Here is an 18,766-nt window from a genome sequence, read left to right as displayed (position 1 = left end):
AATAAGGCATATAAAGAACAGTACAAACATCAAAGGGAAGGCGTAAAAGCTTAGTGGCACTGGATCGTAAGGTCTTATAGGAAATGGATAATGATAATGAAGATTAACAGGAAAGATCAGATTAACCAGGTAAAACCTTAAACAAAAGAAACATAATAAGATCCGCTGAAGCAACGGATAAGTAGCGATAGGTTTGAAATTGCTGGTCTCAACTTCATTAACCTTGAAGACGGTGAACAAACAAAATGTAACTGACATAACAATCAGTATGAAATAAACCGGATAAGATTTGAATAATACGCTCCATTGCTGATCGGGAAATCTCAATTTATAGGCCAGGATAAAAAGTATGAACATGTAAGGAGTCATCATTCCTTGCTCCTTTATGAACATGGATATAATGAAACAGACTATACAAATCAGCCAGTGTATAGACTTTCCACGGGAAAAAGCCAATAGGAAACCATAAAAAGAGAGCAGCGAAAATAAGGTACACAACAGAATCTTGGAACCTGATACCCATATCACTGGTTCTACATTAATTGGATGTATACACCAAATCATAGCTGTGATAATGCTAATGATTTTACGATGATCTATATCAAACAATTGAAGGATTCTTTCAGACACTAATAAGATCATCAAAGCATTGCACAGATGGAGAACAACATTAAATAAATGAAAAAAATAAGGATCAAACTTATTAACGCGATAGATCAGTGCATAGTACAACGTATTAACGGGAGAATATTGTATATCATTAATCCTTGTAAAAACCGCCTTAAAATACTGTGCTCCGAAGTCAGCAGGATGCGTATATTTATTTACCAATAGCATCCAGGGGTCATCAATGATCGAGAAACTCATATGCATGATGGGATGATATATGTATGCAACAGCCAGAAAAAAAATGCAGCAGCAGGCTACTTTAAGAGGTGGCATATAGTTCATGGTCGGGTTATTTATAATGATCATTTTCCAAACTTCCGTGGGAAGTAAGAAACCGTTAGCATAAAATATTGTTGAAGAACGTTATTAACTGTCTGGGTTACAGTATAACTATTACCATAGTTAGCAACATTTTTATTCTGACCTAATATGTCCAGGGCTGCCAGTTTAAGTTCAAGGTTACTCCCCTTCAACAATCGGTAACTTGTACTGGCATTCCAGATATTAAAATTAACAGGGGCCGCCGCTGAAGAAGAGAACCTGTTACTGGTTAAATTACTGCCGATATACCATTTCTTTGTCAGGTTATAGCTGGCACTTAGTACAGTATTCAAAGAAAGGTTTTTTATCCTCGCATTATCTAAGCCTTGCTGGACAGAAGTATAATGAGAAACATTCTGAGATAAATTAAGCGCGAGTTTATCCAGATGACTGAAATAAAGTGTCACCTTGTTGCTTAACATATCCGTAATGGAAGTATTTAATACATTATTCAGATAATTGGGTATACGATCATTAGAATAAACAGCTTCATCAGAGACCTGTAACTGGTTAAGTTTACTTAATTTAAAATTCTTTTTCGCTACCCCGTTCACTTCAAGTCTCCTTCTTCCATTTAAATTGACTGTTTTATTGACAGTCATACCACTCTCATTGACATAGGAACTACTACCCAGGTAATTGCCGGTCACAGTCTCTGTTACATTGAATGTATAATCAATTTTCTTACTGGTGTGATCATACTTTAATGACAGTACATTATTATCTGCCGGCTTAAGGGATGGATTTCCTTCGGTACGGTAATAAAAATTAGTGCTATCTACTATAGGGTAAAGCATATCAGTCGTAGCATATTGATAACTACGCTTGATGTCCATGTTAATACTGTTTCGGTGCCGCCCAAACTGATCATTTTCATAACGAAATCCTAAGTAAGGTACAAATGCGTTATAATCCCTTTTATATTCCTGGAACGAATGGGATGAGTGATTTTGTTGAATATAGAATTGCACTGTAGCAATTAAAACGACTTCCAAAGACTTTGAATACCTATCGGCTAATATCCTGCTAAAAGTTTTGGCTATCCTGATGTTTGGATTTTCATTAATAACATTAAGCCTGTTATTATAAGTCAGATAGGTATTTGCCAGGAAGTTCTTCGTCAGTGTATCTTTATCATTTACATGGTTATCATTGGACTCAGTTGTCTGGTATAGTTCATTATACAGATCAATATTTACTGTAGACATAAAATGTCCATATCCGAAAATAAGCGGTGAAATGTTTTGCCAGGTTACATTCAGTTGCTGCTGCAAATTGGATGTAATGTATTTTGCACTACGATCAATCTGCTGATTGGCAGATTGATTAGTGTAAGATTTAAATGATGATAAAGAGGATAGTGTATTATCACTATGCTGATAATTGACAGAATGATATACCAACAGCTCTGAACCATTTTTCAGTTTGTCATTAAACTGAGTGTTTGCTGTATAGCGGCCGGATCCGGTATGGGTGTTCGACGTTGTATTGCTGATACTTAGCAGATCATTCTTATTCGACGTACTGGAAGCCGAAGTATTGTAAGTATTATCATTCTGTGTAATTGAAGCGCTGGGAGTAAATTCCAGACCAATCTTATTTCCTTTATGAATCTTCAGCTTATGTAATGAAAGGTCATGTGTGATCTGCAGGCTTTCATTGGTTCCATTTGATTTTTGGGTGAGCGTACTATCAGCGCCAAACGTCATCAATGTGGTACTTGCGGACCGGTTGTTGGTGCGGTTATCTCTGAAGGAATAATCTCCCCCAATGTTATCCATCAATATATGAGGTTTATCAGTAAGTATGTGCGTAAAATTATGGTTATATGTTAAACCACTGGCGATTGCCTTATTAACGCCACTTCTACTGAAATCCGGCTGATAGTCGATGTTCGCCTGACGTCCTTTGAAAGTACTGTTCTCCATTAGCTGTCCAACACTACCTGCTGTTTTATTGGTATTATTGGCTGCTCCTATGATCCCGAATTGCGTAGCAGGCGAAAAGAAATTCATACTTAAGTCACCTTCGTAAGTATCTCTGGTTCCATACCCTGCTGACACTTTTCCAAACCGTCCTGCTTTCTTATCTGCTTTAAGCTGTATATTCATTTCTGTAACAGAATCAAAAGGATTAGGATTGTCTTCACGTTTATTTTTCTGATAGACCTGGATTTTATCAATCGCATCTTTAGGTATATTCTGGGTTGCAACAACGGTACTCCCACCGAAGAAAGGTTTTCCCTCTACCAATACGTGGGATACAGTTTTACCATTTACTGTGATTGTACCATCTCCCCACAAGGTTACACCAGGTAAACGGGTGAGCAAGTCTTCTGCCACTGCGTTCTTGTCCAGGTGAAATGCATCTGCACTGAACTCCAGGGTATCTCCGTTCATTCGCACAGGGGGAATTCCGGCGATGACTATTTCATGCAGGTTGTTATCGCCTGGTATTACATTTAGATAGTGAAGGTCTATAGTATCATTTTTCCTATTCAGAAACATTTCCTTTATAAAAGGTTGATATCCGACATAAGAAATGACAAGCCTGATATTTTGATTAACGGGTAATTGTTGCAATACGAATTCACCCAGGTTATTACTCATTGTAAAGGTAATAAGTTCCTTATTGCTATTGTAAACAGCAATACTGGCGTTCTTCAGTACATAGTTATGAGAAGAATCAAAAGCAATCCCTGAGATCTTTCCTATATGCAGGGAATCTTTGCTTTGCGCATGCACAGCACAGCTAAATAATATTCCAACAATAACCCACTTTATAGATTTCATTCTAAATGCCTTGTTTGGGTTTAAGTCTGATTATTATTGGATTGTCATAATTCCCAAAAGATGTATATAAGCGCCTAATTTTATCCGGATAGGCCGCCTTTCTGTTCTTCAGGTTATCGTTGTAGCCTGATTTAAAATAATAAACTGGTATATGTGAATAGAAATAATTCCTATCTGCTGCATAAATATTACCTCCATCAGAAATAACAGGTAGGAAATAATGTGCACTGTCTGTATTTATATTCCCCATTGAATAAATATTCTGCGAAGAGGCGCTATAAATATAGGAAGGGTGTCCAAACCCTATATGCATCAGGCTGAATGTAAGGAAATTGCCGGAAGTGTGTATATCTAAAAAGCCCATTAGCATTTTAGGGTTCACCTCATGAGTGTATTTTATCTGGTTTTCATAACTGGTACCATAGATTTCTTTTGGAGGAGTATAGATAACAGGAAATATAAATTTAATCTTATTTTCAATACCTGTTATACCTATTTTATAAATAGAAAAGTCGAATGCACCCGCATAAATTACTTCTTTTTCACCTGGCACTTTATCTACTACCTGCCCTGAGCCCATCATGCCAGGCACAATTTTCACCAGGCTTTTTTTTATGACTTTTGTCGAAGTATCAGTGATTAAACAATTGGCCCGTAGTCCAGAAGCGCTATCAAGTATATCTCCATTTGCTGCCATCAAATAATTGTGTTGATCGAGATAACCAAAATTACTCCATTGTTTCCCTACAATGGTCTTTACCAGATTTCCCTGATAGTTAAAAAAGTACAATACGTCAGGTTTCGTATCGTTGTTCACGATCACCCACTTTTTGTCCTCATCTACCATAAAGCTACTGATCCCCTGCTGCGTCGTAGACTTTACATATCGCTGCATCTGTATCTTTGACTTATATTTTCCATCCTTCTTAAAGATCAGGACCTGATCGGAACTCCTGTCAAGTATAAAAAAGAGGTCATCGGCAACCTGCAACCGGTCAATCCTGCCAAAAAGGCTTTCCTTTGTCGTTTGCAGGGGAATATACTCTACTGAATCAAAGAGCTGAGAAACACTTCCTCCCAGTACGTTATCAGGATCCATACGTATCGTTACAGAATCCTGAGCGTACAATGCTCCTGATAAAAAAATGATGAACAATATGATCTTAATACTTTTCATTGTCAAAATATTTATTTCCTATAGCGTACAAATATTCTCTTGTTCTTAAAGGATTTTCCCTAAGGGGAAAGAAAAGGTCATTTAAGGTGTTTCTTTTAGGAAGTAACACAAATAAATAAGGAATATTATAATTCTCAAAATGACCCAGTGAATCATATTGCGGTATGGAATAAGTTCTATACGCAATATTGTTCACGTGCTCGAACCTGTTTAAATTCTCGATATTGTCGTAGGTCAGCAGCAATATAATATCCTCTTTTTTTATGCCTCCTTTTATTCCCTTTAGCACATTCAGAATTGTATCTACACAAACGTCGCAGCTAATATAAGAGAAACGCAATATCAGTTTAGGAGAGGTTATCTCTTCTGCATAACGAAACAAACTGGTAGTTTCACTACCGTTTGTCAACGCTACGTCTTTTCGAACAGGAAGATTTCCAAAAGTGATAGCAGATGCATTTAATTTCCGTTCCTGCTCTACATTAGAGGCCGCTATGTTATATAAGTCTATCTGGTCCTGTAACCCGCTCAGGGATTGTTGTTGTGCCTTTAACCGGTAAGACAAAAAAAAGAACATGCCAATCACCGACAAAGTAATAATGATCGTTATGATATAATAAACAGACTTCATTTTATTGTAATTTGGGCCAGAATGGGATTATCCAGCTTCTTCAGTTTTTTACACAATGCTAATAATTCTTTAACATATTTATTGTTTGCTGCATCTTTATGTGCAGCGGCCCATTCCATTAGCAAATAAGGATAATAATATACAAGCGCCTTATCCTTTCCTATTTGCTGTATAGTATTCATCGGAATTTCCAGGTCCAGGTTATGTAGTTTACACCGGGCCGCATTTGTAACCATTTTGTTGGCCTGTTTATCCCATATACCATAAAACTTTATACCACTGACAATATCTCCAAAAATAATGTTTGATCCAAATTCCATGAAAGGGCCCATAAAAAAAGAATATCTATGATCACATGCGGAGATCAGGTAATACACGATATCCGGATCATTAATATAATTCTTTGGAAGAGGGTTGTCAGTAAAAGAGATATAATATTTCGGGTAAAGGTCTGTAGTTTCCTTATCATGGAATAAAGTAAATATAGTATCGCACAAAGGAAAACATACATTCAACTGATCAGGAGCAATAGCATAAAAGGGATACATGTTCAGGGTTCCCGTATTCCCACCTATTTTGGCAGTTATCGGGAAGAATCCATCGCTGAGCTCATTAAATCTATCGTACACCAGCATCCTGTAATAGCCATCTTTATTCAAAGTAGTACCGGACCAGAAAGCATAGCTCTGATTATCCAGATGTTCCATCTTTGTTGCCAACAAATTCCTGCTAAGCATCTTTGACTGGATGAAATGGCCTGTCAGATCAAATATATCTATCTTTCTGTCCAACTCCAGATACACTTCTAACTTATCGTTATTTACTACAAAATCGGTGATCTTTTTCTTTTCCTGATAAGTAATGGTTTGTAATATTTTTCCTTTATCACTAATAATTTTTATACTACCATTGCCCAGATTATCCAGCAATACAAACTTATCTCCTGCTATTGATATCTTTTCAATGTTCCCAATCAGATTGGTATCACTTGTTCCTATAGGGATGAACTTAATGTCTGATATGATATTATCAATTGAATCCATTGACCTATAAGAAGATGGTTCTATCTTTATTGTTACAGCCTTACTATGAATATGCGCTTTTTTCTCTTTACAGGATGTAATCGCCAGCAACGCCAGGCTTATAGTTAATAGATATTTCATTGGTAAAAGTAAATTGGGAAACCTGCTTAGAAGAATACCATCTCTTACACTCATAGTCTCCAAATGTTAATAATGATCCTTACAGCACTTTACAAGGCTTAAAGGAATCTCCTGGTTTTAATGATTAAAAAATTGTTGTTACAGATGAGCTAGTGCTGGTACCAGGATCTGCGCAAGTGTAAGTTTGTAAATTGTTGCCTTTACAATCGATGGTGGCACAAGCTTGTCCTCCTGAAGTTGCTGTTTTGCAAACAATTTGATAACTACTTCCAATGGTAATTGTAACGGTATAAGTTGACCCGTTTGAGTCTGTCACAGTAGTAGTAGTTTTTCCGGATCCTACAGGTATAGTGATTTCCTGTCCAAAAAGCGAGATCTTAAATCCACCATTGGCAGTTGGGGTCAGCGCAACTGTCTGACTAGAGGAACCTGTAATAGTTACAGTAGCTGTCGTCTGGGCAGGACAAGTCATGCTATAATTAGGAGTATAGCAAGGTGCTGTTACCGCCGCTGTGGCAGCGTTGGCTGAACCATAAGAAGAAAAGGAAATGCTCACTCCGATGAGGAATGCAGCAAGGCCTAAACCAATGGTAATGTTTTTGAGATAGTTCTTTTTCATGATTTTTTTGATTCAATGGCTGAAAATTATCAGTGTATAGTGATGGTATCCTATCAGATTAGTATTGCATAGGTTAAACTGTGTGCAGGTGTAGAACAGGGAAGCGTGCCATGATCACGGGGTATGGGTTGCAACACTTTAAGATTGGATTATGATCTTATTTTACAAAAATATTGTCGCAAGTGTAACGCCGGTTATTCTTACTTTAATAGTGGTTCTTTTCATATTGCTTTATTTAAAAATTGGTTTGATACAATTCAACGTAGCAGGTCATATATTGAACTAAATAGCTAACATTCTCAATAATAGTCACTTTACAAACAATTACATTATGTATGAGTTTCCTCCCTTCATTCAGATTTCGTTATCGGTTCGGGTTATTGGATTAAACGCTACATCGTCCGATTGTTTGTCTAAAGTAAAGCTAAATTTTAAAAAAAAGGAAAAAAGATTCATGGATAATTTCATATTCTAAAACGTTAAATGAACTGTTAATAGCAACGTTAAATCTTAAACGAAATGTTAACATTGCTCATACACTTTAACTGTAAATTTGGAAATCAGTTTGGAAGAAATCATCTCTTACGTGGATAATTTCCAAATGTTAATTATAAGTCTTACCATATAATAAAAAAACTGTTGTTACAGATGAGGTAGAGTTAGTGTCTTTTTTTGCAGAAGTAAGTCTGTCCATTCAATCCTTTACAATAGACATAGATACACGATTCTCCTCCTGAAGTTGCAGTCGATAGTTAATTGAATAATTAATTCAATTCAACATGCATCTGGAAGTTACTCCAGGCTAATTTACTTTTACTCTTGAGCTCATTTATGCAGTTTTTGTGCATCAACAACTCAAGTTATCCAACTATCTAAGGCAATTGAATGATAGGCCGACAGTCGCCATTTGAAACAATGTCCGTAAGTCCTGCAATCTAAAACGGGAGGTAAACGCTAAAGACTAACTCACATTCTATTTTCCAATTGTACCAACCTCGAACTTTTTGCATACTAAATTCACTCATTCGGCCTAAACACCTCCCAAACCCATCCAATCCTGCATAATCTGGTTCGAGTTTACGATACCTGGGGCCGCAAGTTGAATGGGAATAATTAAGTATGATTATGCTTGATTATTCCCATTAGTTTTATGTAAACTTGATAATTATCCCTCTTTAATTTTTTCATAGTCGATCTGGATCGAGTAGATCTTCAATAAAACAGATCGAGCTGAACTTCCTGGGAAGACACCACGGTATTTAGTCTTTAAATAAAGCCTCCATAGTAATTTCTTTCTGTATAAGATTAATGTAGTTATTGTTTTTTTTTGCGCCATAGGTGGTGATAAGTGTAAGAAAAAGCGTTTTACGGGTTTGGGTTCTCTCACGAAATATAGCTTCTTTTTGTTTTAATACCGCAGCGTAGTTTTTATCTATAATAAATTCGGAAAGAGTAAATTTAATCTCACATAGATTGATACAATTATCTTTTCTGTCAAACAGAAGATCTATTTGGGCCCCTTGCTCCTTCTTTTTGGAAGCATAACGCCATGGAGATACTTCGGTATACACATCAGCTATTCCTATTGCTTTTTTAATCTGCTGAGCGTGTTTAAGACATATACTTTCGAATGCAAGGCCACTCCAGCTTTTCCATGATGTGCTTTCTGATAGCCTTAACCAGGTACCGGCCCCTTGCGATTTGATATTTTCTATGAATTTTATGTAGAAAAGTGAATATTCATCCGTAAGCTTATATATGCTGTCCCTGACAGTTTTATCAAAAGGTATATAGGGAGTTATAAATCCTGATTCCGACAGTTCTTCCAATAATTGTGTGGTTCCCCCTCCGGATGTAAGCGAGCAGGCTTCAATTATTTCATTTCTTGTAAGCCCGCCGGATTTAGCCGCCAATGCTCTGACCACTTCTATATGATATATGGCTTTTTCAAATAATGAATGATAAAGTATTTTGAATTCATCATGCAACAAACCGCTCTTTTTAAAACATGTTCTATCTAATACCTGTGCTGCGCTTTCTCCGGTATTCACTTCTTTAAGATATAAAGGAACACCACCCATTGCCATGTAAAGCTGCAGCAATTGATATTGATCCAGGTTTATCTTTCTACTTTTCAGATAGGCTGCCGTTTCACTAAGATTAAAAGGTAGCAGGCGAATTCTTTTTGTTACCCTGTTATGAAGTCCACCGCGGTTGTTAATTACTTTCTGAATCATCCAGGACGCAGCAGATCCGCAGATTACTACGACCAGATTTTTTTGCCGGGAGGCCCACATATTCCAGAAATATTCAAATGCCTGCATAAACCCTGATCTTGGTGTTTGTATCCAGGGAAATTCATCAAAGAATAAAACTCGCTTTTGCTTTTTTATAAGAGGACCTATACATTTTTCCAGCATGTTAAAAGCCTGCCGCCAATTAACCGGGGTTTCTACAGGCAAACTTTTCATAGAGAGTGTCAGCGCCTGACCGAAATTGGCCAGTTGGTCACTCAGCGTTGCATTATGGATGCCCGAAAATTCAAAAATTATTTGCTTCTCAAAGAACTTCCTGATTAGAAAAGTTTTCCCTATTCTTCGACGGCCGTATATGGCCACCAATTCAGCTTCATTAGAGTCCAAGGCCCTCTGTAATAGTAGCTTTTCTTCTTCTCTTCCTATAAGTTGTTCCATCTAGGTATAATTTATATTTCGCCACAACTGTTCAAAAATAAACACTTGTGGCAGAATATAAAAATTTATATTTCGCCATAACTGCTGGTAAATAATGCATTATGGCAGCTTATGCTATGCTTATTATAAATGAGCCTGCCTAATAAATGAGTAAATACCAGATAAATCATCTGTAAACCGGTTCGAAAGTTGTAACCTACACCCCGCAAGCTTTAAAAGCCTTCAAGTTCAATAACTTGGAGGCTTTTAAGTTTAAATAATTAGATGATCAAAACCGATCAATTCTACACAAGAATTAAGATTACATATAACGAATCGGCATTTGCAATGACAGGATATTCATGAGAAAATTATGCCCCATTTATTCAAACCCTCTGAACCTTTTCTGAGCCGGTTCCTGGTCATCCGGTACATATGTAGGCATGATGGGCTGGACTGTTTCTCCATTATCACCAGGATGTTTTAATCCAAAACTAGACCACCCCGAACTCCAATACAGCATTAATTCCTTCCAATAAGGAATATCTTTACCTGGTAACTTCTGTTTCGCAAGGTCAAATACTTCCGTTAATTCATCTCTGTACTCAGCATAATAGCATTGATCTTCTTCGTCAAAAACCGGTACGTAGAGATCTAGATGGTCCGTGATCTCATTCAGCAAATATAACCGGAGATCCCATCCATACACAATGGTATCAGACCCATAAACAGATAACACAGGACGGTCGGCCAGATCATCCCGACTAACTAAAAATCTATGTGAAGTAAGCGGCAGTAATTTAGGTGCCTTCGCATACCAGTCTGCAAAGATACGCTCCTTCTCTTCTACGGACGATGGTCTTGTGCCCCAGGACTTTAGCCATACGCCCTGAGGTGGTGATACATCCTCAAACACGGTCCGGTAAGGCCAGTTCAGTCTAGAAACGATTTCATCCTCATCTTTCAGCCAATTATAGAAGAAAGATGTTTGATAAGTTTGGGTTTCTCTTTCTTCTTCATACTCACTTACCTTTTTCCTGTCTATAGTATGCAGGATACGTAAGAAGGCTCTATGCTCCGGCATAAACTTGATGTCATACTTTGCCTCGGTGGCATCAATCTGTTCATCGGTCATTCCGATCCATTTTGCCCCCTCTACCCATTGAGGACAGGGATATGCCTCAGTATTGCTGGAGGATTTGCTTTTGCTCCAGAATGTTTCCGTTCTTTCCTTCACCCAGTACAAAAACTCGGTATAGTCTTCAGGGATGAGCAATGTTTGCTTTTTGTGCATAAAGGACTTAAAAAAGGCTAGGATATTGATAGAGATCAATTTAGTATAGCTGCAAATTAATATATTATCCTGAATAGCAATGTTTTTCCCTCCGCCTGTTTTCTTTATGCTGACGGTATCGGGCAATTTAATCCAACCACATAAAGTATTCTGGTTTGAAAAATCCGCCTATCTGATTCCTTTGAAGAATGGGGGGAAATGCTGATTACCTTGAACGAGATACTATATGAAATGCAATAATTGATAGATTAACTACGTAGTATAACCATAGTGTTCAAACATTTAAAAAATAGTCCCAAAACGGAAATCCATTTCATTTCATAATAAAGGACAGAATTGCAGATAATCGAGTAGACCCAGGGAACCTCCCCCTGAGTCCCTCACAGATCCGTACGTGATACTTGCGCATCATACGGCTCCTATTATTCAGCCCCTACGGTGTGTTTCAACCATAGGCGGTGTGATTCCAAACTTCCAGTGCGCAAATAAGGTCGGATGAGCCTGCATTGATTATTGTGGGAGATAAAGATACCAGTACACCTGTTGCCTCAGTCTATGCGCTTGCAGAAGCATTAAGAACAACAAACGTTCATATCATTATCATTCCGGATGCATCCCCATCTTACAAATTTAGAAGCACCAGAAGCTGTAAATAAATTGTTGATAAACTTCCTGTAAGAAAGGCTGCCCTATCGGGTAGCCTTTCTTACAGGAAGTTTATCTGATAATTCTTTAAATACACCTGCATCTTTCCATAAGTTGCGATTGCCCACCACATACATCACTTCCTTCGCTCTGGTGACTGCTACGTTAACAAGATTTGGCTTACCACCAGCCCATGCCTATCAATACCCGCAATCATGATATTCCAAAACTTCCCACTCTCCGTGTTCGTAATTATACCATGATAAAGTCCTTCTGCAGATTCTTCCACTGTTAATGGCGCATGTTCACCACCTGATTTCGCCTGCAAGTAACCTTTATATTTTTATTCGCTACTCTTGTTCCTAACATTGCTGCATACATATTAACTGCGGCCTTTGATAAACGATAACCGGAGCCATTCTATGCAGCATTACGAAGCAATCCCATATTGCTGGAAATAAAAATTACCTGTCAGCCATCATTGACACGTTTTAACAATATTTGTATTAATCTTTTCAGTGATAGAAACAAACATTATCAATGAAATGAATACCTATTTAAAGTAAATTGCCGGGATTTTTGTTCAGGAATAAGACTGTTCAGTGGCAGATAAAAGTAGCAAATCCGAAACACACCAACACGTATAAATAAGATTTTATATTATAAAATTATAACTAAAGCTCAAACTTCATGCTATACCAACCTCGAACTTTTATTATATTATATTCACCTTCCAGGCCCTAAACACCTCCCAAATGGATCCAATCCTGCATAATTTGGTTCGAGGTTCCGATACCTGGGGCCGCTAAGAAAAGGGACAAATTATCGAAAGATGGTTTGTCCTTTTTTCATTGGTGCTTATCTCGCCCGAAAGAGGATCAAGTTGAATTGGATCAAGTTGAATTCTTGGGGATTGAGTTTTGTCATGTATTAAGTTTAGTTAGTCTAAAAAGAAAGAATTGGATATCTCTTACTCCTCTCATCACATTTCTAAAAGCCTTACTTTTGAGTATAAAATATTCTGTTGCGGCATTTTAAATGTTTATTCCCTGCTGGTATATACACGGTATAGTCTCCTGATCTGAAAGATAATTGAGAAGCCTCCTTTTTTGCCAAATGGCAAATCGTATCATTTTTTTATAAGAGACCTTTGCCTTATTCTTTAACTTTTAAAATCGAAGAAATGACAAAGACAGTGTTAGTTACAGGTGCGTCTTCAGGGATCGGTCAAGCAACAGCTATATACATGGCCCAAAAGGGTTACAAAGTTTATGGTGCAGCGCGCAGAATTGAAAAAATGCAGGAATTGAAAGAATACGGTATACAGCCTATTGCGCTGGATATTATCAGTGATGACAGTGTCGTTGCCTGTGTTGATAAAGTATTAGATGAGACAGGGAGCGTAGATATCCTGATCAATAGTGCAGGACTTGGTTCTTATGGTGCACTGGAGGACGTACCAATAGCCGAAGCAAAAAAACAGCTGGAAATAAATCTGTTCGGTGTAGCGCGACTGATACAATTGGTGTTACCCGGAATGCGGGAAAAAAAGTATGGAAAGATCGTTAATATCTCCTCTGTAGGAGGTAAAGTTGGCTTGCCGATGGGCAGTTGGTATCATGCCAGTAAATTTGCTATAGAAGGCTTGAGTGATTCACTACGAAATGAAGTAAGACAATTTGGCGTTGATGTAATTGTAATTGAACCAGGTGGTACAAAATCTGAAATGACTACTATAGGCGCCGACGATATGATGCGTGTTTCAGGCAATACAGTTTACGGTAAACTAGCAGCCGCCATTGGAAAAATGTATTCATCGATGGAAAAGAATGCTGTCGATCCTATTGTTATTGCTAAACTGATTAAAAAAGGTATCGAGGCGAAACATCCGAGGACAAGATATATTGGTGGTACTATGGCAAAGCCAATGTTATTTATTAGAAAAGTGTTATCGGACAAATTATTTGATAAGATGTTGATGAGCCAGATGAAATAATGTATCCATGGAACAACTGATTAATTATTTACTCCAGTTCGGGCAACTGAACCAGCAACAGATCGATCTTATCAAAAGCAAAGCTGCGATAAAGACCATAAAAAAAGATCAATATTATCACGAAGCCGGAAAGATATCTCGTGCAGTCATTTTTCTGACCGAAGGGGTCATGCGGGTGTGCTATTATAACAATAAAGGCGACGAAATAACTAAGTACTTTTTTGACGAGAATCACTTTATTGCAGATATAAACAGCTTAAATCTGGCTATTCCATCAGTCGAATATGTTCAGGCTGTTACTGATTGTCAATATATTGTGTTGTCAAAAAATGTTTTGGAAGAATTGTCGATGACGATCATCGGTTGGGATGCCATAGTTGCGAAAATAACTGCCAAAGGTATGATAGATAAAGTCAATCGAATCAGCCCGATGATGGCACATGATGCAAAAGAGCGGTATCTTAGTTTTTTGGCTAATTTCCCTGCCCTGGCAAACAGGATACCCCTGTCATATCTGGCGTCTTATCTTGGCATCACTCAGTCGTCACTGAGTAGAATAAGAAGGGATATTCGCGGATAGGGATCGTTATGAACGAGCGTCTGATGGAGTAGACCCAGGGCCCCCCTGAGTCCCTCACAGATCCGTACGTGATACTTGCGCATCATACAGCTCCTATTATTCAGCCCCTACAGTGTGTTTCAACGATAGGCGGTGTGATTACTCAAAATTACGGAAACCAAGCGCCTGGTCGACATCACTTGCAATCGCGCATCCAATGGGATTTACTACATTGGGGCCACGATTATTGGAAGGCTTTCCGCAACCATAAGTAGTTAATAAGCCACACAGCAGTAAGGTGGCAAGCGTAGATTTGTCAATGCTTATGCCGGATTTTTCTACAATAAGTTTTTGTGATGTACTACCTCGAACTTTTAGTATACGCTATTCACTCATTTACCCTAAACACCTCCTAAATCTATTCAATCCTGCATAATTTGGTTCGAGGTTACGATACCCGGGTCTGCAAAATCCGACTTCTTGAGAGTAATCTGAGAAAGTCGGGTTTCTTTTTTCTCCGAAACACCTGTTAGCTCTGCAACGAAGGCGAACAATTTATTCATGTATGCGTTTTCTTGTTATAAAAAATCCTCAATTGTAATCTTTGTTTTTCTACGTAGTTACTGAGAACCCACATCGACGTGGGTTCTGTAACACGGATAGCCGCCAGTTCAATGTACATTACGGGAACATTTACTTCCATTAAATTAATAACTTTGTCAGGACCAAATGAATTGTCATGCATGCACAAATCACCCCATTCCTGCTGTTCAATACCGAAGCGGAAAAAGCAGCCCACTTTTATGTGTCCTGCGGCTGGCTGAAAGATAAATACGATTTGACCTGGCAGGTTGCGCACCAAATGCTTCCGCGTCTGATGAACGATCCGAATTCCCAAAAGGCATCTGCGGTTATGAAGGCCATGATGAAAATGAAGAAAATTATCATTAAAGATATACAGGAAGCTTATGACAAAGCCTGAAATTGAACCTTATCATAAGTTTTATTTGTATCGTCGTATTGTGCAGGCCAAATTGTTCATCGACCGGCACTATGCACAGCCGATCGATCTCCATCAGATTGCTGATGAAGCATACTTCTCTAAGTTTCATTTTACGAGGCTTTTTAAACAAGCTTATGGCAAAACTCCACACTATTACCTTACACAGGTACGCCTTGATCAGGCCAAACGCCTACTCGCAGATGGTGAACCGGTGACGCAGGTCTGTTTTAGTGTGGGTTTTGACAGCTCCACGTCCTTTGCCGCTTTATTTAAAAAACACGCGGGTATGGCTCCATCAGTTTATCAGGCAAAACAGTTGCAAAGGAAGGCGCTTTTCAACCACAATCCGCTACATGCGGTACCTAATTGCTTTGCCGAAACTTACGGCTGGAAAAATAGCAATATCCGATAGGTTAATTTGGCGTGATGCAATTAGTTTTGAATAAAAATAATCGCATGATTACTAAAGTCACCCACATGTGCATTTATGTTCTTGACCAGGACAGTGCCTACGATTTTTATATTAACAAGCTTGGCTTTAAGGTACATACCGATGTACCTATGGGAGCAGATTCCCGCTGGCTGACTGTCACCCCACCCGATCAGCCTGAACTGGAGATCACGCTGTTTCCGGTCAAAGAAGGCAGCATGTTCAATGCGGAAACTTCAAAGACTATGATTGAACTGATAAAGAAAGGCACTTTCGGCGCAGCCGTATTTACCTGCCAGGATTTGATGGTTACTTACGAAGAATTGAAAGTCAAAGGTGTGGTATTTAAAAAGCCGCCAACTAAAGAGTTTTACGGTTTTGAGGCTTTGTTTAGTGATGATTCCGGCAACTGGTTTTCCCTTTCACAGTTAGATATCGAAAAATGAAGACACTATTTGACACCGCACAACGCCAGAAGTTTGTACAGCGGCTAGAACAACTAACACCCGACAGCCAATCATTATGGGGACAAATGACGGTAGCACAAATGCTCAGACACCTTCGCCTCTGGGAAGAAATGATTCACGAAAACAAAATTTATAACCGCACGCTGATTGGTAGGCTCATTGGCCCGTTAATCCTAAAACAGGTATTAAAAACGCCCAACTTCCGCCGCAATAGTCCAACTATATCCGAAATGCGGATCACGGAAACCGGGATTGATATGACCGAAGAGCGGCGCAAGCTGATCTCATTGCTTGATCGCTATGCAAATTACGATAAACCTGATTACAGTTTTATTCATCCTTTTTTTGGTCGCATGAGCAGGGAGCAGATCGGCCAACTGGCCTATATACATCTAAATCATCATTTACAACAGTTCGGTATCTGATGTGAATAACCAGCTTATGATCGACTAATGCATTGAATCTGCAAACCAAACAAAAAAGCGTGCATTTGTGGAAATGCAATTCGATGCAATTGTTCTCAATAAAAGTTATACCAACCTCGAACTTTATACATACCAAATTCGCTTTTCTGACCTAAATAGTTCCTAAATCCACCCAATCCTGCATAATTTGGTTCGAGGTTATGATACCTGGGGCTGCAAGCTTTAAAGCCTCTAAATCGAAAGATTTGGAGGCTTTAAAGTTCGAAGAAGCTTAATGAAAGCTTCTAACAAATCCTTTTATCGTTTGTCGCCAATGACACTATTGGAGAAAACAGAAGTTGATTAAGAATTGTCCTTTTTTCTGCTCTTAGATGATATAGTAATTTTTTGTATCTCTTTATCAAAATCGCTTTCGAAATTTTCATCTTGTGTTATCCGGAACTTTTCGTATTCTTTCTCTGCTAATTTAATAGCTACTGCATGGCTTACTGTGCCGGCATCCTTGAGTATCTGGTATTCGTTAAATTGCAGGAAGGCATCCAATCGACTAATCCAATCTGTCATTTTCATAGATATCTGTCTTGATGCCTGTAAAACCTTTAACAATAAACTCCCGTAGACTTTTGGTAGCCCAAATTCTGAACTGAGTAGCCTGCATCGAATTTACTCTGTAACCAACCGCTATTATTGCATCCAGATTGTAAAATTCCAATTTACGTTTTATCTGCCGTGCTCCTTCCTGTTGAACTGTTTCCAAAATGGAAATTGTTGAATCTTTATCCAGCTCCCCAGACTCATATATATTATTCAGGTGTTTACTAATCGCAGGTACTTCTACCCCAAATAATTCCGCCATCCGTTTCTGAGTAAGCCAAAATGTTTCATCATTAAAGATTACTTCTATCCGTATATCTCCGGCAGGTGTATTGTAGAAAACAAACCTTATGATCGCCGAACTGTTTTTTCTCCTGCAGCTAACTTGCGACCTGTTGATAAGGTCGTTTCTTTCCCTGAAAGCACGCTTTTTACAGCTTTCAATTTTCCCTTAATACTATACTTCATAAAAAAGCCCCCAAAAAGTGTCTAACTTTTTGGGGGCAGGCCAAAAGGAACGGCTCTCATAATAAATGTTTACAGAACTACAGCAAATGGCGAACAAACAGGAGGGCATGGCATCCCACCATCTATAATCGGTGGATCAACGAACAGCATGCCTGCGCTTGTTGTCAACTGACATTTGCCAATTGCATTTTGTGCAGCATCCACAGGTACCAGCACAAATTTATGATCTCCATCTTTAGCAATACCATTGAACAAACGAATGCCTGCACAACCAGGAGCACTCAGTAATGTCTCAAAAGCTTCTCTGCCATATAAATTTGACTTGATAGTACCCGGGTTCAGATCCTGGTATGCTTTGATCATATCAGTAGCAACATCTTTACTGATAAAGTCACCTGTTTTATCAACGATATAATTACTCTCCCAGGGGTTATAATAAGGACTGATGCTTCCCTTACCTGCTATCACAGTAGTGATGTTTACGTTGCGATTGTCTACAGCTACCAGCACTATTGAGTGATGACCTTCATGCATGGCATTTACTAAACGTATGCCTGCACAACCTGGAACGTTTAGTAACTTATCAAACAGTTCCCTGCGGTATAGAACAGCTCCGATACCATCGGGTATCTGATGTTGATAAGTTGCCATCATTTCAAGGGCTTCGGTCATCGTAATGATTCCGCCGATTTTTTCAATGTTGGACAAGAGGAGTTTCCTTTTCTGTGTAATCATAATGAGGATGTTTAGGAGGGTAAATAATAATTTGTCTTCTTCTTGGCATTTCCTTTATAGGGGCAATTACAGGTATCACCATTCTTTCGAGGAATGGTAATATGTT

General features: G+C 38.4%; 16 protein-coding genes. 6 read left to right on the top strand and 10 right to left on the bottom strand.

Annotation, left to right across the window (positions count from 1 at the left end; all coding sequences use genetic code 11):
* Window positions 1-971: 971 nt before the first annotated feature.
* The 7 genes from GO495_RS02945 to GO495_RS02915 all read right to left on the bottom strand — a co-directional run bounded on the left by GO495_RS02945 (window position 972) and on the right by GO495_RS02915 (window position 11,338).
* Window positions 972-3,782, bottom strand: a complete 2,811-nt coding sequence (locus GO495_RS02945) for a TonB-dependent receptor (protein ID WP_157298200.1) — start codon at window positions 3,780-3,782, stop codon at window positions 972-974.
* Between the two features lies 1 nt (window position 3,783).
* Window positions 3,784-4,959 carry a 6-bladed beta-propeller gene (locus GO495_RS02940; protein ID WP_157298199.1) on the bottom strand — a complete coding sequence of 392 codons (1,176 nt, stop codon included), beginning with the start codon at window positions 4,957-4,959 and terminating at the stop codon, window positions 3,784-3,786.
* Window positions 4,946-5,590, bottom strand: a complete 645-nt coding sequence (locus tag GO495_RS02935) for a hypothetical protein (protein WP_157298198.1) — start codon at window positions 5,588-5,590, stop codon at window positions 4,946-4,948. The genes GO495_RS02940 and GO495_RS02935 overlap by 14 nt, the downstream gene beginning before the upstream one ends.
* Window positions 5,587-6,753, bottom strand: coding sequence for a 6-bladed beta-propeller (locus GO495_RS02930; protein WP_157298197.1), 1,167 nt, complete (start codon window positions 6,751-6,753; stop codon window positions 5,587-5,589). The genes GO495_RS02935 and GO495_RS02930 overlap by 4 nt, the downstream gene beginning before the upstream one ends.
* A gap of 124 nt (window positions 6,754-6,877) precedes the next feature.
* Window positions 6,878-7,372: a hypothetical protein gene (locus GO495_RS02925; RefSeq protein ID WP_157298196.1), complete on the bottom strand. Its 495-nt coding sequence runs from the start codon at window positions 7,370-7,372 to the stop codon at window positions 6,878-6,880.
* Window positions 7,373-8,631: 1,259 nt separating this feature from the next.
* Window positions 8,632-10,065, bottom strand: a complete 1,434-nt coding sequence (locus GO495_RS02920) for an AAA family ATPase (protein WP_157298195.1) — start codon at window positions 10,063-10,065, stop codon at window positions 8,632-8,634.
* Window positions 10,066-10,426: 361 nt separating this feature from the next.
* Window positions 10,427-11,338 (bottom strand): hypothetical protein, encoded by a 912-nt coding sequence (locus GO495_RS02915; protein WP_157298194.1) that lies wholly within the window; start codon window positions 11,336-11,338, stop codon window positions 10,427-10,429.
* A 1,828-nt stretch (window positions 11,339-13,166) separates the two neighbouring features.
* Between GO495_RS02915 and GO495_RS02910 the strand changes: the two genes are divergently transcribed.
* From GO495_RS02910 to GO495_RS02885, 6 genes are all read left to right on the top strand, one after another.
* Window positions 13,167-13,979, top strand: coding sequence for an oxidoreductase (locus GO495_RS02910; RefSeq protein WP_157298193.1), 813 nt, complete (start codon window positions 13,167-13,169; stop codon window positions 13,977-13,979).
* Between the two features lie 7 nt (window positions 13,980-13,986).
* Window positions 13,987-14,559 carry a Crp/Fnr family transcriptional regulator gene (locus GO495_RS02905; RefSeq protein WP_157298192.1) on the top strand — a complete coding sequence of 191 codons (573 nt, stop codon included), beginning with the start codon at window positions 13,987-13,989 and terminating at the stop codon, window positions 14,557-14,559.
* Window positions 14,560-15,277: 718 nt separating this feature from the next.
* Complete coding sequence (locus GO495_RS02900; protein WP_157298191.1) at window positions 15,278-15,520, top strand: hypothetical protein; 243 nt, start codon at window positions 15,278-15,280, stop codon at window positions 15,518-15,520.
* Window positions 15,507-15,953, top strand: coding sequence for a helix-turn-helix domain-containing protein (locus tag GO495_RS02895; protein ID WP_157298190.1), 447 nt, complete (start codon window positions 15,507-15,509; stop codon window positions 15,951-15,953). The genes GO495_RS02900 and GO495_RS02895 overlap by 14 nt, the downstream gene beginning before the upstream one ends.
* Before the next feature lie 44 nt (window positions 15,954-15,997).
* The gene (locus GO495_RS02890; RefSeq protein ID WP_157298189.1) at window positions 15,998-16,417 is read left to right on the top strand and encodes a VOC family protein; all 420 of its coding nucleotides are present in this window, start codon (window positions 15,998-16,000) and stop codon (window positions 16,415-16,417) included.
* Complete coding sequence (locus GO495_RS02885) at window positions 16,414-16,863, top strand: DUF1569 domain-containing protein (protein WP_157298188.1); 450 nt, start codon at window positions 16,414-16,416, stop codon at window positions 16,861-16,863. Before GO495_RS02890 ends, GO495_RS02885 begins: the two co-directional genes overlap by 4 nt.
* A gap of 342 nt (window positions 16,864-17,205) precedes the next feature.
* Here GO495_RS02885 and rhuM read toward each other — a convergent pair whose 3' ends face one another.
* The 3 genes from rhuM to GO495_RS02875 form a co-directional block, all read right to left on the bottom strand.
* On the bottom strand, window positions 17,206-17,433 hold the full coding sequence (gene rhuM, locus GO495_RS32030; RefSeq protein WP_205691193.1) for a RhuM family protein: 228 nt from the start codon (window positions 17,431-17,433) through the stop codon (window positions 17,206-17,208).
* Window positions 17,411-17,719 (bottom strand): virulence RhuM family protein, encoded by a 309-nt coding sequence (locus tag GO495_RS32025; RefSeq protein ID WP_205691192.1) that lies wholly within the window; start codon window positions 17,717-17,719, stop codon window positions 17,411-17,413. Before GO495_RS32025 ends, rhuM begins: the two co-directional genes overlap by 23 nt.
* Window positions 17,720-17,994: 275 nt before the next feature.
* A complete protein-coding gene (locus GO495_RS02875) occupies window positions 17,995-18,660 on the bottom strand; it encodes a hypothetical protein (RefSeq protein ID WP_157298187.1) in 666 nt (221 codons plus the stop codon).
* Window positions 18,661-18,766 lie beyond the last annotated feature (106 nt).

It is taken from the genome of Chitinophaga oryziterrae (assembly GCF_009758125.1).
Classification (GTDB): Bacteria; Bacteroidota; Bacteroidia; order Chitinophagales; family Chitinophagaceae; genus Chitinophaga; species Chitinophaga oryziterrae.
This window is presented reverse-complemented; position numbering and strand designations above follow the sequence as displayed.

What these genes read in the sequence shown, in the direction of transcription:
- GO495_RS32025 (WP_205691192.1), bottom strand. Translation starts at nt 17,719, where the DNA reads ATGGCGGAATTATTTGGGGTAGAAGTACCTGCGATTAGTAAACACCTG.
- GO495_RS02890 (WP_157298189.1), top strand. Translation starts at nt 15,998, where the DNA reads ATGATTACTAAAGTCACCCACATGTGCATTTATGTTCTTGACCAGGAC.
- GO495_RS02915 (WP_157298194.1), bottom strand. Translation starts at nt 11,338, where the DNA reads ATGCACAAAAAGCAAACATTGCTCATCCCTGAAGACTATACCGAGTTT.
- GO495_RS02905 (WP_157298192.1), top strand. Translation starts at nt 13,987, where the DNA reads ATGGAACAACTGATTAATTATTTACTCCAGTTCGGGCAACTGAACCAG.
- GO495_RS02900 (WP_157298191.1), top strand. Translation starts at nt 15,278, where the DNA reads ATGCATGCACAAATCACCCCATTCCTGCTGTTCAATACCGAAGCGGAA.
- GO495_RS02885 (WP_157298188.1), top strand. Translation starts at nt 16,414, where the DNA reads ATGAAGACACTATTTGACACCGCACAACGCCAGAAGTTTGTACAGCGG.
- GO495_RS02925 (WP_157298196.1), bottom strand. Translation starts at nt 7,372, where the DNA reads ATGAAAAAGAACTATCTCAAAAACATTACCATTGGTTTAGGCCTTGCT.
- GO495_RS02875 (WP_157298187.1), bottom strand. Translation starts at nt 18,660, where the DNA reads ATGATTACACAGAAAAGGAAACTCCTCTTGTCCAACATTGAAAAAATC.
- GO495_RS02930 (WP_157298197.1), bottom strand. Translation starts at nt 6,753, where the DNA reads ATGAAATATCTATTAACTATAAGCCTGGCGTTGCTGGCGATTACATCC.
- GO495_RS02895 (WP_157298190.1), top strand. Translation starts at nt 15,507, where the DNA reads ATGACAAAGCCTGAAATTGAACCTTATCATAAGTTTTATTTGTATCGT.
- GO495_RS02940 (WP_157298199.1), bottom strand. Translation starts at nt 4,959, where the DNA reads ATGAAAAGTATTAAGATCATATTGTTCATCATTTTTTTATCAGGAGCA.
- GO495_RS02945 (WP_157298200.1), bottom strand. Translation starts at nt 3,782, where the DNA reads ATGAAATCTATAAAGTGGGTTATTGTTGGAATATTATTTAGCTGTGCT.
- GO495_RS02935 (WP_157298198.1), bottom strand. Translation starts at nt 5,590, where the DNA reads ATGAAGTCTGTTTATTATATCATAACGATCATTATTACTTTGTCGGTG.
- rhuM (WP_205691193.1), bottom strand. Translation starts at nt 17,433, where the DNA reads ATGAAAATGACAGATTGGATTAGTCGATTGGATGCCTTCCTGCAATTT.
- GO495_RS02920 (WP_157298195.1), bottom strand. Translation starts at nt 10,065, where the DNA reads ATGGAACAACTTATAGGAAGAGAAGAAGAAAAGCTACTATTACAGAGG.
- GO495_RS02910 (WP_157298193.1), top strand. Translation starts at nt 13,167, where the DNA reads ATGACAAAGACAGTGTTAGTTACAGGTGCGTCTTCAGGGATCGGTCAA.